The organism is uncultured Streptococcus sp. (assembly GCF_963516575.1).
In the GTDB taxonomy this organism is placed as follows: Bacteria; Bacillota; Bacilli; order Lactobacillales; family Streptococcaceae; genus Streptococcus.
The window spans coordinates 1-15,212 of record NZ_CAUQCP010000046.1; the positions used below are offsets into that span (position 1 = coordinate 1).

A 15,212-nucleotide genomic window follows, 5' to 3' on the forward strand; every position below is an offset into this window, starting at 1 on the left:
CCGTCTTTAACGATGGATGTTTGAACGAGCGTATCTGTGCCTTCTGTATAGTTTCCATCGCCATCTTTGTCAATGTAGAAGGTTAGAGTAGTTTGTTTTTTAGCTTCATCACGAACAGCTTTGACTTTTGGTGTTTGTCCGTCTACTCCGTTTTTAACGATTGTTGTAAGGGCTGGACGTCCTTCTGGTTGCGTAACTGTAATCGTATGACTACCATCATGGTTGTCTGTCACTGTTACTTCTGGTGTGAAGCCGTCTTTTCCGTTCTTACCCTTGTCACCTTTTGGACCTGGTAATCCTTGAGGTCCTCTGATGTTGCCAATTTGGTTCCAGTTTCTGCCTTCTTTTTTGTAAACATCTCCTGTAGTAGCATCGATATAAGTATCACCATCTTTACCATCATTTGCTGTTGGTGCTTTAGGTCCACTTAATAATTCAGCACCATTACGACCATCTGTACCAGAAGCTCCATCTGCACCATTACGTCCATTTGTACCATTCAAGATATCACTTGTACCAATTAATTCATCCACGCCTGGATCGTATTTACCGTTACCATTGTTATCATAGTATGCTGTAATACGAGTACCCTCTACTGGTTGTGGTGCTGTAGATGGGGCGTCTGCTAATGCTCTTCTTACTCTTCCGCTTCTTTGATTATTCAGTCTTACTGCTGCTTCTGCTAAGGCATTTAAGTCAATAGTTGGTGTACGTCCATCTTTTCCGTCTTTTACATTAACAGTTACAGGTTCTTCACTAGGAATAGTAAATGTAATATCAGTACTACGACCGTCTGCTCCACGAGCAGTTGTGATTTTTGGAGTTTTTCCGTCACGTCCCGCTGCTCCTGTTTCACCACGGTCTCCACGTTCACCTTGGTCACCTTTTTCACCTTTGGCACCATCTGCAATTACAACTTCTTTTAATTTCTTATCAGAATCATCTAATTCGTTGTTTCCATTTTTATCGTAATAGAAAATGATAGTTGTTGTCTTATCTGCTTCATTTCTTTGAGTAGCAACTAATGGACTCGCTCCATCGAGACCATCTCTTACAATAGTACTTGTAACATTACCTCTACCATCGTTAATCGTGATAGTATGAGTGCCGTCATCTTTATTATCTTTAACGGTTACGGTTGGAGTTACACCGTCACGACCTGCCTGACCTTGGGCTCCGGTTAGACCGTGTTCACCTCGGTCTCCTTTTTCACCTTTGGCACCTTGGGCTCCAGTTAGACCGCGTTCGCCTCGGTCTCCTTTTTCACCTTTAGCACCTTGAGCTCCAGTCAGACCACGTTCGCCTCGGTCTCCTTTTTCACCTTTAGTACCTTGGGCTCCAGTTAAACCGCGTTCGCCTCGGTCTCCTTTTTCACCTTTAGCACCTTTGGCTCCTGTTAAACCACGTTCGCCTTGGTCCCCTTTTTCACCCTTGGCTCCATCTTTAATAGCAATTTTTTGAACAAGTTCGTCTGCGCCCTCAGTATAAACACCATTTCCATCGTTATCAAGATAGAAAGTAAGATTATTTGTATCACCGACTTTATTTTGATCAACACGTGGTTTTACTGTATCGATTAGCTCTTTAGCAACACCAATTTGCAGAATACGTGGCTTAGCTTCTTTAGTGACACTATTACTAATTGGCAATCCTAGAATTGTTTCGTTACCAAATCGATGGACTTTATAGGTAATTTGACGTTGTCCTTTTTCACCTTCTCTGACTAATCTAGTTTGGCCTTCTGGCAATTTACTAGTTGGAAGGTAGACAGTTTGGAAATCAATGTCTTCTGTAACAGACTTGTTACTAGAACCACCATTTGGATTGGCATCCAAGTATAGTGGGTTTGCTCTATAATAATAGTTAGAGTTACTGTATGGATCATTGCTAGTAGCAGCACCGCCACCACCTTGGTCCACGTTAAAAGTAACAGGTTTCAAACGGACAGACAAATCACCATTTGGATTGTTGATTGGCAAACTGAATCTGATTGTCTGTTGCATACTTGTTTCAGTAGCAGAGGTCATAGTATATCCTGAGTGAGATACAAAGTTGGCACCCTGGCTAATAGGTTTTGATTGCTCTCTTAATCTTGGAGTTGTGATAGTTGCATTTGAAGGATTTCCAAATCCATCCCCTTTATCCAAGATAAAGTTATTATTAACAAATTCACCTGGACCAGAATATTGAATTGTGAAATTCAATCTATTACCTTGACGTACTGTCGTCACATCATAATGAATTGAATTACCACCACGTGCGTTCCCGTAGCCACGAAAACTGTAACTACGACCAGCTTGACTGATATCTGTAAATGCAACTGTATTCCCAGAACCTGAGACAATCGGGTTGGCTGGATTGCTAGAAGCTCTAAAACCACTTTGTCCCTTATCCAAGTCTTCCTTACGGATAGCTGGATTTTGATGAGCATCAGAAAGGCTCAAACCTGGTTTCAAAATTTCATTAGTTGTTTTTGGAGCTGAAAACGCTTCAACTATAGCAGCTCTGCTAGTTGGCAAAACAGCGCTATCAAGAACTGAACGATCAGTCGTTGTTGCAGCTGGTTTAGCTTCTTCTTTGGCTTCTGCTGCGTCAGCTTTCTTCGCTACAGGAGTTTCTGATACAGTTCCTTTATCGGAGTTAGAACGGAGTTCCAGTCCAATGACAGCTGATTGAATAGATGACTCTGCTGCTGATAATTCAGCTTCAGTTGCATCTGCTTTCCCAAGCAAACTTTGACCAGCTTGGATACTTGCTTTCAAGTTTGCAACACTAGCTTCTGTATATAATTTTGCTTCTAATTTTTTTGCACGAGAAAGAGCTGTTAACAATTTTGATTTATCAACTGCACTTTGATGAGAAACTTCCTCTTTTTCCACTTTAGGTTCTTCAACCTTTTCTACAGTTGCCTTAACAGCTTCAGATTTAGCTGGAGTCACCTCTACTGGATGAACAACAGTTGGAGCTGCGTAGGTAGTTTCTTTCTTAGCTGTAGAAACTTCTGCTGGTTTAGTAGTTTCTGCTATCTTATCAACAGAAACACTGTTAGTTGCCTCAGGATTGTGTTCCTCTGCTTGTACTGCTTGCGTATTGACAGCAGTTCCCAAGACTAAGGCTGTCCCGAGCAGTACACTAGCTGCCCCAAAGTGATACTTGCGAATAGAGAAACGTTGTTGCATTTTATACCAATCAAATGATTTTCTCTGTGCCTGTTTCATATTCTTTACCTCAATATAATTTTATACTATACAATTTACATCTATTTTTTATATAATTCAATATAATTTTACAAATTAATATATAGTATTTTTTCCCTCAAGATTCATTTAAATTGTTCTAATCAAAGTGAATTTACTGACAAAAAAATGATTCTCATATTTTGGTACAAATGGTACAGAAAAATAATATAGAGGTAAAAATGTAATCGCAAAATCAATACAAGTATTCCATTAACATTTAATTGCCCTCCTATATTCGATTCATAAATATTGTTTTAAGATCAAATCGGATTATTATCCACCTTAACAATATTAATATTAGCATTTTATTATAGACTATGATATAATGAGCTTAGGAGGATAGAACCCTATGAGATCTCTATTATCTACAAAAGAACAACGACAATTGCGACTACTTGAAATACTCATTCAGAAACGAGATTGGATACGTCTAAACGAGTTAGCACAAACTTTAGATGCACCGAGCGTATCCTGAAAAATGACTTAAACGAACTACGAACAGCATTCCCAACCTTCAAAATTCAATCTTCTATCAATGGCATTATGCTAAATCTAGATACAGCAGCAAGTATAGAAGATATATATATTTATTTCCTCAGTCATTCCCAATCTTTTCAGTTATTAGAATATATGTTTTTTAACGAAGGATTGCCTATTTACCGAACTGTAGAAAAACTGCATTCTAGTAATGCCAATCTTTATCGCTTAGGAAATCGAATCACCACCATTCTCTCGAAACAATTCCAAATTGAACTGTCTTTTACTCCAACATCCCTGAATGGAAATGAAATCGATATTCGCTATTTTTATGCCCAATACTTTTCAGAGCGGTATTATTTTCTAGACTGGTCTTTCCCAGATATTTCTGAAAAAGTCATAACAGAGTTCGCTGACTACTTCTATAAATCCACAAATTACCCAATGCGATTTGCAATCTATAGAATGTATAAGCTGATGCTCGCAATTAGTATTCATCGAGTAAAAAATGGACATTTCATTGATTTACCGAATCATTTTTACCAAGACTACTATCCTGTTTTAATGAATTTACCAGATTTTGAGGACAAGCTTGCATACTTCTCTCAACAATTTGGACTGGAAATGACTCCAGATATTGTGGCCCAAATTTTCATTTCCTTTCTTCAAAATGATATTTTTCTAGATCCACAGCAATTCTTTGATTCTCTAAATAAAAATGATGAATCTCGCTATTCTTATCAGTTATTAAGCCAAATTTTGGAACGATTATCTAAAGCATTTAATATTAAATTTGCTAATCATGATGAACTTATTTGGCACCTGCACAATACGGCTTATTTTGAAAGACAGGAAACCTTTTCAACACCACTCTTATTTGAGCAAAAGGGAATTACATTAGAAAAGTTCAAGGTCTATTTCCCAGACTTTATGGAAAGTGCTCGTCAAGAACTGGCTCAATATCGGCAAGCAATCGGGCAACATGATTATCCTGAACAATTAGAGCACTTGATTTACACCCTCTTCACCCATGCAGAAAATATCACTACTCAATTATTAGCCAATCGACCGCCTATCAGGGTTTTGATTATCAGTAACTTTGACCATGCCCTATCCCTCACCTTGATGGATATGCTTTCCTATTACTGTAATAATCGCTTTACCTTCGATATTTGGGACCAATTGGAAACAAGTCCTGAGATTTTAAATCAGACAGATTATGACATCATCGTGTCTAATTTCTATATTCCAGGCATCACTAAGAAGTTTATTTGCCGAAATCACCTTTCAATCATGGATTTGGTTAATCATCTCACTACTTTATCAAATGAGATTCATTTATCCAATACTTTATAAGCTAAAAAAAGTCAGCTTAATTTTGCTGACTTTTTCTCTTATCTGATTTCTATACTTCCTTAACAAAAACCAATTCCTGTGGCTGTGACAAATCTTCTCGGTAGGCAAATCCTGCAAAGCTTAAGCGACGAGCCTCCTCCACTGTTTTTACTTGATTTTCTATCAGGGCTGTCAGGAAGGCTCCACGCGCTTTCTTGGAGATAGTTGAGTGAATCTTCAGCTGACCACCCTTGTCCTCCATGAATTTGAAGGTCACCATTTTTTCTCTGATTTCCTTAGAAAATACAGTCTCAAACTCGGACGACAAGAGAGAGAAAATCACTTCTTCCTGCTTCACAGCTTCATCATAGGCTGCCTTCCAATGGCTCTTCAAAGTCTTACCAGCGACTTTTAATTTCATCAAAAAGTCCAAACGGTGAGGGGACATAGGCGACAAGGCTGGAACAACACCGTACAAAGCCGAGGTAATGAAGACATGATTTTCAAGATAGGCTTGTTCTGCCTCGGTCAATTTATCTCGCTTGATGTGGCGGTACATAAGCCCATCAAAAAGTTTCAAGGCTGGGTAGTGTTGAGCAGTTTGCCTTTTCAAAGCCTGGATATTTTGAAATTCTTCCGTCGCCTTCTCGGCTGATACCTTGTAAAAACTCTCCAATTGACTAGCAGAATAGAGGGCCAAGGCATCCAGCACGGCCTGACTTTCTGGTTTTAAAGGAGCAGCTTCGATACTCGGCAAGTCTGTGTTCATTTCTTTTGCTGTTGGGATTAAAATTTTCATATTAATAGTGTAGCATATTTTTCAGCCACTACCAAGAAATTCATCTGAAAAGAGACTGGGGAAAAAAGAGTCCACTGAAAAAGTAAGCCTCTTACTTTTAATGAAATGAAAACCGAGAAATCACTCATCAATTTGAGCGAGTTCCTCAGTTATTTTGTATGTATTAAGGTCATAATTCGTTTCATATTGACCACGAAGATGATTGTGGCTGTCTGTAACTCCATGCTGAAAAGATCCTATGCCCTTGCGACATCAAAGACATGTCTCTGTTTTAGTTCGGTATTCTTCGCTTCGATTTTATAGCGATGTCTGGTAATTTCTTTAAAATAAGGTGTTTCCTGAAATTTCTTCTGGAAAAGATGGTCGTTACTCTTAATAGCTAATGAATAAGTCTTAGACTTTGTCCCCTCCTTATAACAACCTTCCTTGGAAAGGCAACTCTTGCACTTATCTTTGTCAAAGTAATGAGTGACAACTTAATTCTTATTTTGATATTTTTTCCCTGTCCTTGCTTTGCGAATAGCCATGTGTCATTCTGGACAGACAAATAGCTCTGCATCTTTTTCTTTACGGTAACCTTTTGAAACTGAAGGGTTCAGTTTTGACACCAAATGAATCTTTTCTTTGCGAGCTAGTTGAATGTTGTCCTTTCCTGAATAAGCCACATCACCAATAATAGTCTCGATGTCCAGACTATTTTCCTTTGTTTTAGCATATAACTCAGGTAAATATTTCCCATCACTTTGTTCTCCAGAAGTGACCACACAAGCAGTAATAATCCGTTCATCCGTCATAGCGATATGACTTTTATATCCATAGAAAGAGGTGTCGGCTGTCTTATGTCCAAGTCTAGCCTCCTCCTTAACAGATGCTTCCAAATGTTCTAAGTCGTCCTCAACAGCTTCTTTTAGGTAATTGAACTTTTGAGAAACAGCTGGTAGGGCTAAGAGTTCCTCGTGTTTTTCAACCACAGCCATTAACTCCTCTGTATAGGTCAACTCTGCTTTAAGGTTATCTTCCTGAGGTTTCTTTGGAAATTCTATTTTGATAGCTTCTGAATGTTGATAAATCGTTTTACGTAAAGCTTTTGAACGCTCCCTAAGAATTTCTTGGGGCTGCTTGTGATTATAATGAGCTTTGGTGTGAGTCGCATCCACAATGAGGATCTTACTCTTAATCAAGTTGTATTCGAGTGCAATTTGAACAGACTTTTGAATCAATACATCAAGCAGATTGTTATCTTTAATTCTTAGCTTTCTAAATTTTGTCAGTGAGGATGGCTCGATAACAGAATCCTCAGGAGCTAGACCAAGAAAAAATTTAAAGGCCATATCTGACAAGGAACGTCCCCCCCCCACATTGACATCTGATAACTTACAAATATCTTTTAACAAGAGATATTTGAACATCATAATCGGTGAATAAGCTTTACACCCAAAATCGGGACGATAATTCTTTTCTAGTTCATCATGAATAAAGCTAAAATCACAGAGTTCAGTTAGCTGACGTAAAAAGTGAGTTTTAGGAACTACGATATCATACAAACTAGAATAAGGACTGACATCCATAGTTAACTGATTATCAAGCATCATTTCACCTCATCTCTAGTTTAACAAAAAAGCCATCAATTTGATGACTTTTTCAGTGGGCTCGGAAAAAAGGCATTAAAATTAAAAAATGCATAGTATCAGGAATTGAGAAATCTTGATACTATGCGTTTTATTGTGGAAAGATTTACTTCATTTTCTTCTCAAATCGAGGCTTTACATTATAGTATCCCTACTCACTCATAGATTCAATTTTTAATCCTCTATCAATTTATAAAAATCAGAATGCTTTAGAGATAACATCTAATCTTCTTTACGTTTTGCAGTCAATAGTGTTGCTGACAAGGCCAAACTAACACCTGCTAAGAAGATGGCTGTATCAGATTCTCTCTCACCTGTTTCTGGTAAGCTATTTTGATCTTCTTTGACTGCTGAAGTTTCTCTTTCTGTAGTCTGGTTATTAGATATATTCTGTACTGGATGCTCTACCTTCTCACGAACTGGTGCTTCCTGATTTCCTACTGTTGCTGGAGCAGCTTTATCCTCTGGAAGTTTACTATCTTGAGTTGTTCCCGTATTTACCTCGTCTTTAAAGTCAGATTTCTCACCCTCACTATTTGAAATAGATGGTTTTACTCCTACATCAATAATACGATCTTGAGCTTTTCTTTGTTCAGAATGAACAAGAGTTCTAGTAGTTCCTGATACTTGAATATAGTCAACTTTTTCTCCAGCTTGTCCTTCAGAAACTACACGACGTTTACCTTGAGCAAGCTCAGGGGTTTCACGAATAACTTCTTTAAACGGAAGTGGAGTCTTTTCAATTTCCAAGCTTGGAGCTTCTGCAACTAAGTTCTTAACACCTTCTGTCGGTGTTGTTTGGAAGGTAAACTTAAAGTGTAAACGATATTCTTTCACCAGATTTCCATCTTTGGAAACAAGACGAACAAGTGTTGGAAGATTTGTATTTCCAGAATCCACAACTGTGACTACTCCACGTCCACTAGTTGTCGCAGTGACTTTTGGTTTAGTTCCCATTGTTGTTAGGGTGTACTCTGTCACATTTGGATCAAAGTTTTCCAATGCTTTTCCATCGATCGAAATAGTCGCTGACGGTGTTTCGACTTCTGCTCCCTTGCCTGCAGAGTAGGCTGTAAATTCGACTACTGCTAGCCCATTAGTAGTAGACTTACGAGTCATTCGAGCACGAATAGCTGTCGCTTGAACCGGTTCAAAGTTAAACTCGATTGGTTTCCCAGCTACTAATTCTCCAAAAGCTTTATAAGGAATTGGTGCCCAATTTTCTGCCTTGTTGAATGGGTGGTCAGCATTTTCTTCATAACGAGAAATCGTACTTGGTTCTGTAAAGGCAGGGCCAATATATCTTTCTAGAACCATTTTCTCTGGGGCATCTGTTCCACTATCTTTAAAGAACTGAATAGCTACTTTTCCAATAGATTGGGTGGCAATTTTACCGTCCTTCTTAAAGAGTAGTCCGACAGAAGTTTCTTCATTTTTCGGAGTACGAGACCAGTTTGTCCAACGTCCATCTTCATTGTATTTTCCATCATTGATATAGAAAATTCGATCATGTGAAGCTGCTTGTGTATCGTTCGTTGTCGAAGCAAAGGCTTTAGAATTCGTTTCATTGTTGCTTGGATTTTCTGAAATGACTTGATTTCCTCTAGAAACAACTGTCACCTGCATTTTAGTGGTTAGATTTGTACCAATGACATGACCAGTAATTTCAAATATTCCCTCATGCTCTGTTGCATGTTCAGGAATAGCATCCCATTTCACTGCCAGTTTATCTGTAGTCCAAGTAGTTGAAGTTGGGTAATAAACAGTGACTTCTGAAGGAAGTTGAAGAGCATCTCCAACATTCAAAATTTTAGCACTATTTTCTGCAGCAAGAGGTTGACTAGTTTCTCTCTCATCATTGCGGAAGATTCGATATTCTTTCAATACCGTACCATCTTCTGCTTTTAAGATGAGACGTGTTGCACCTTTTGGACTAGTTGCAGGCACAACTGTTACCAAACCATTATTGCTAGCTGTTGCAGTGATTTCTTTGCTAGATTGAGGAATATAGTAATCAGTCTTAGATGGATTAAAGTGTTCAAGATCCTTACCATCTACCTTGATAGAAATCTCTGAACTTGTAGAGCTTAAGACCTTGTTTCCAAGGACAGTTAGCTCTGTTAGTCCAACACCTGATGTTCCATCAGCCTTCTTCATACGAATACGAACAGCATAAGTTTCTACCTTGTCAAATGTGAAGTGATTTGTTTGAGTTGCAGATAGCTGATTTGGAGCATGTAAATTTTCAACCGCTTTCCAATTTTCTGGATTATTAAATGGATGATTGCTATCTCGTTGCGCATGACTGACATCACTTGGTAAATCAGGAATTTCTTTACCTACATAATATTCAACTACATATTCTTTTGGAAGACCAATTGTTCTATCGGTATAAAAATCAACCGACAAATTGTTGACAAAACGTTTCGTCAAGTCTCCTGAATTACCAAACAAGATAGAAGCCCAATCATTATCAGTATTTGTTCTCCAAGTAGTCCATCTATTTTTAGCGTCTGTTGTCGTTCTTGACACAGTCAGGTCGTTCAAGGCATTAGCTGAGTCATCTCCTCCTGTATTGGATACAATGGCAGCTGGCAATTGCGAACCTGTCCATTGTTTAGAGATATTATTCCCAGCAACAACTTGACTAGACACTCGAACATGAGCTTTAGTGGTCAGATTGCTATCAACTAAACGACCATTGATTTCATAGACCCCTTCAGTTTGACTAAAATTGACTGGAACCTGATCCCAAACCACATCTTTGTAGATAGTTGTTCCGTTAGAATGGTAAGCACGAACATTGGCTGGCAATTGAACTGACTCACCCTTAGGTACTGTGAGGCTGATTTCCTCTGCAACTTGTAATCCTTCAACTGTCACCGTTGCTTGAGCTTCAATGTCTGTGCCTTCTACATGTCCTTTAAGCGTAAAGCTATGATAATGTCCCAATTCTTTTTCATCTACCTTATCCCAAGTTACAGATACTTTGCGTGGCAAGCCCTCATCAAATTCTGCTCCAACTTCTTTAGGTAGATTCGGTTGCTGATTAATATCTGTAGAAATAAATACAGGATGAAGTTTCACAATCTTCTTGCTGACTTTATTTTCTTTAATCACCACTTCAGTAGTTACAGATTCTGTTTTATCTGTTTGATTATCGATTCGAGGTATCAAAGTCACTCTTCCCTTAATATAGAGCAATAGATTCTGACCATTCACCTCAAGATGCCCACCATCAGATGATTTAGCTTCTAAATGAATATCTGATGCTGAAAATTCTGTTTGTGAACCATCCTCATAACTACCAATGACACGATAAGTTAAGACCTGATCTTCAGTAGCAGTTTCTTTTCCTTCCACAACTACTTCCAAACGTTTCAAGGCAGGAGCTTCCTTCACAAACTGAATTAAGTAAGTTTGAACCAAGTCACCCTTTTGGTCACTCAAGAAGACCGAAGCCTGATAACCATTATCAACGGAAGCTTGCTGAACAGTTACTTGATAACCAGTAGTCTGAGCTCCAACACTTGGAATTGTTCCAGTGTAAGGAAGAGATACACGATAATAAGTCTTGCCAGACTCGAAGTTCTCAAGAGCTTTATCCCCAACAGTAAGTCCTGTAATGCTACTTGTTGTTTCCTTACTGCTTGCGATAAAGGTTGCAGTTACTTCACGATCGTCATCTACCAATTTACCAGTAGCTTCCGTACGTCCACCTTCTTTTGTCAAGGCAGAAGGATCTTTCAAAGTCCATGAGACAACCTCTGTATCAGTTAAGCTACCATCTGTCAAAACAGCTGTGACCGTTTTATCCAAATCTGCTGCAGCTGTACCAACTGGCACTGTAACAACTTTTGGTAACCATTTATCTAAGACAATCACTTTTACAAGGGCCTCTGCTTTGCTTTCCAAACCTTCTACACGTCCAGATACTTTCTTCTCACCTGCGCTTGTAAGCAAGTCAGCTGGCACATCCCATGTTACAGTCTTTTCCTCAACACTACCGTCGCTATAAATAGCTGTTACTGTTTGAGGCAATTCAGGATTTGTAGTCACATCAGTTGTTACTTTTACAGGAGCAAAAGCTACAAAATGACGGTTTTCTTTCTTACCAGACACAGTTGCGACCGTTGCGCTATCAGAAGTTAAACCAGCAGAATCTGCATAAAGAGTAAATTTACCTTCTTTTTCTGTTGATTTTACAATGACAACTCCTTTACCATTGAAAGCACGTCTTTGCCATGTTCCATCTGCTTGAGCTTTGTAACGCTCACGGCTGGCTTGTTCTCCATTATCAACCCCAACGATTTGTCCTTGACCATGAAGATTAAAATGAACAAGATTATTCGCCGTCGGAACAACATTCCCATCGCCATCAACAATTTCGTAATGGATGTAAGATAAATCTTTTCCATCTGCAGTGATAACATGCTCTTCTTTAGTCAGACGAACCCTTGCTGGCTCCCCAGCAGTTGTCACACTATCACGCGCAATTTCGTTGCCATTTTCATCTCGAGCAATCGCAGTCAGTGTGCCTGGTTGGTATTTTACAAGCCACTCAAGATACAATTCACTTGGCTTAGCCCCCTCATGATATGGACGTCCATCTTCTGTCCTTTTCTTAGTAAATTCCTTTTTACCAAGTGACTCTCCATTTAAGAATAATTCGACACTTGCAGCATTTGAGAAGGTACGAACTGGAACCTTTCCATCGACCAACATCTTGCGATCTTTAAGTGTCTCTTCAGTCCAGTTCCAATGTGGTAAAATGCGAACAGTTGGCTTTTCTTTAGCACTATACCACTCACTACGGTAAAGGTAAAAATCATTCTTGGGCAAACCAGCCGTATCGATGATACCAAAGTAAGAACTTTTTACAGGTGTATTATCTTGGTTATGCCATGGAGTTGGTTCACCAATATAGTCAATTCCTGTCCAGATAAATTGTCCAGCATAGCCAGCATGATCACGGTCAAAAGTCCATGACTCAGTAGCTGTTCTTCCCCATCCAACACGGTCATTACCATAGTCAGATTGTTCATAGTGACGATTTGGACGGTTATCGTGTCCAAGGATTTGAGCAGGATTGTAATAAGAATCACGCGTTCTAGTAGCTGAAGAAGTTTCAGAACCATAGATGAGCCAGTCTGGATGAGCTCTACGAACAGCTTCATAATTGTGCTCTCCATAATTCATACCCACAGCATCCATGATTTCTGCAACTTTTAAGAAATCACCTGTTGCTGCACGACTAAATTTATTCTCACCCATGGTAACATAACGCTCGGTATCAATCGCTTTAATGACAGCCTTCAAACGTTTAGCAGTTTCAATAGAACGAGGACTACCATTTGCTTCCTCTACCTCATTTCCAAGAGACCACATCACAATAGACGGATTGTTCTTATCACGCTCTACCATTGTTCTGAGATCAAAATCAGACCATTTCTCTCCCTTCTTAGCTTCTGGATGAGTTGCATCTTGATCAAAGAAGCGTCCATAATCGTAAGTCTTCTTGCCACCATACCAGGTATCAAAAGCCTCCTCTTGAACCAAAAGTCCTAGACTCGCTGCAGCGTCTAGCAACTGAGGACTCGCTGGGTTGTGGGTTGTACGAATGGAGTTCACTCCCATATCTTTCAGAAGTTTTAATTTACGATAGGTAGCCTTATAGTTCTCTTCTGCACCCAAAGCTCCGTTATCATGGTGAATACTTACTCCGTGGAATTTCATGCGTTCACCATTGAGAGAGAAACCTTCCTTAGCTGTCCAGTTGAAATAACGATAACCAAATGTATCTTCTGTTACATCAACTAACTGGCCTTCTTTATAGACTTTTGTTTTAAGAACATAAAGTTGAGGATGGTAACTTTTCGTTGTCCAAAGAGTTGGCTGATTGACCAAGATATTCTGATTAAAATGTGCTGTTTCATTTTCTGCCAAACTCTTAGTTGCAGAACGAACTAATTCTGAAACAGGCTTACCCTCCTTGGTGAAAATTTGTTGCTCCACAAAGACATTAGCAGCCTTTTTATCTGTATTTTTAATCTTACTTTGAACCTGTGTTTCAACATTGCTATCTTTTTGTTCAGCTAATTTTGGCGTTGTAATGTGGTTCCCATTTTCCGCAACATGAACTTTATCACGATAACTAAGGGTTACATCGCGATAAATCCCACTTCCTGAATACCAACGACTACTTGGTTGCTTATTGGTTACTTGAACAGTAATGGAATTTTCACTACCATCCTTGTTTAAAAATTCTGTGATATCATATGAAAAATGATTGTAACCACTTGGATAATGGCCTACAAATTTACCATTTACATAAACCTTAGAATCCATGTAAACACCATCAAAATTGATACGAACATCCTTGTTCTTGTCTTTTTCATCTAATGTAAAAGTCTTACGATACCAAGCTGTTCCACCATTTAACTGTCCACCTTCGTTACGAGCAGGAGACTTGTGGTCGAAATCAAAATAAATACTCCAATCGTGTGGAAGATTCAATTTAGACCAATCATGAACATCCACATCTTTTTTTGAAAAATCGCCTTGAGCATTTAGTTTAAAGTACCAATCTTTATTGAAGTCTTGTTTTCGATCCAATAATAGCTGCTTCTCTTTTTCAACATCCGCTTCACTTAAGTCTTTAGAAAGCGCTTGCTTTTTTTCAGACGAAGGTTTGAGATCCGCAGTCGATTTTACCTGATCCTTTTCTGAAATTTTCTTAGCATCCTCTTTTACATCTGTTTTATCTGCTGTAGACTTCGGACCATCTTCCACAGTCTTTGGATTTGTCTCTTCAGCTTTTTGCTTCTCTTCAGCTTCGTTTTCTTCTCCTACCTTATTTGGAGTTTCAACTTTAGGACTAACCAATTCATGGTTACCTTCATTAACAGGTTTAGCAGACTCTGTATCCTTACTTTCATTGTTTTCTGTTGTCTCAACTTTTGGTTTTACGAACTCACGTCCACCATTCCCATCAGCCTTTGCTATAGCAGCTGCCACATCATCAGGAAGCTTATCTAAAGGTTGGGCTTGATGAATCGTTGTTCCTTCTGTTTGAGTATTGGATGCAGACAAGTCCTCAGCTTGTACAGCTGACAAGCCAAATATACTAGCCCCAATCATCACAGATGCCACACCTATAGCAAATTTACGAATGCTATAATGGCAACGTTTATCGGAAAGTCTTTTGTTCATTAAAATCCTCTTTTCTTTCCCTTGATACTAAGTAAGCGTTTACTTTTTAGAAAAATAACCTTCTTCTGGATACACAACTAAGCATCAAGTTTGTTTTTTTGTATATATTAAATATATCAAAATGAGCAAGAAATTGCAATCTTTTTTGTGATTTTAATATAACAAAGAAGAGGGAGTAAGTATCCTATAACTAGAATCTTAACAATTGGTAAAGAATCTAGTCCTAATACTCTTCTAAAATCTCTTCAAACCGCATCAGCTTCCATCTGCAACCTCAAAACAGTGTTTTGAGCAACCTGCGACTAGCTTTCTAGTTTGCTCTTTGATTTTCATTGGGTATAAACTATCAACTAATCGAGTAGGGGATAATCTCTAGACCCTCTCATACCACCGTACGTGCCGTTCGGCATACGGCGGTTCAACTAACTTTTAACGTATGTCGTTCAAGGTAATAATCCAAACACGAAGAGTCTGGGACAATAGTCTCTTGTCTTCAAAAAAAGCAACGGATTTGCCGTTGCT

General features: G+C 38.8%; 3 protein-coding genes and 2 pseudogenes. 1 reads left to right on the plus strand and 4 read right to left on the minus strand.

Going from position 1 to position 15,212, the window contains the following annotated elements; genetic code table 11:
* A partial coding sequence (locus tag RWM06_RS08100) for a G5 domain-containing protein (RefSeq protein ID WP_313970758.1) occupies positions 1-3,218 on the minus strand: 3,218 nt, incomplete at its 3' end.
* A gap of 370 nt (positions 3,219-3,588) precedes the next feature.
* On the opposite strand from RWM06_RS08100, the pseudogene RWM06_RS08105 reads away from it, so the two are divergent.
* Positions 3,589-5,072 (plus strand): annotated as a pseudogene (locus tag RWM06_RS08105) (M protein trans-acting positive regulator PRD domain-containing protein).
* 49 nt (positions 5,073-5,121) lie between these two features.
* Here the strand turns inward: RWM06_RS08105 and yaaA are convergent.
* The 3 genes and pseudogenes from yaaA to RWM06_RS08120 form a co-directional block, all read right to left on the minus strand.
* Positions 5,122-5,850, minus strand: a complete 729-nt coding sequence (gene yaaA, locus RWM06_RS08110; RefSeq protein WP_313970759.1) for a peroxide stress protein YaaA — start codon at positions 5,848-5,850, stop codon at positions 5,122-5,124.
* A gap of 149 nt (positions 5,851-5,999) precedes the next feature.
* A pseudogene (locus tag RWM06_RS08115) lies at positions 6,000-7,439 on the minus strand (transposase).
* A gap of 261 nt (positions 7,440-7,700) precedes the next feature.
* Positions 7,701-14,690 (minus strand): Ig-like domain-containing protein, encoded by a 6,990-nt coding sequence (locus tag RWM06_RS08120; protein WP_313970760.1) that lies wholly within the window; start codon positions 14,688-14,690, stop codon positions 7,701-7,703.
* Positions 14,691-15,212 lie beyond the last annotated feature (522 nt).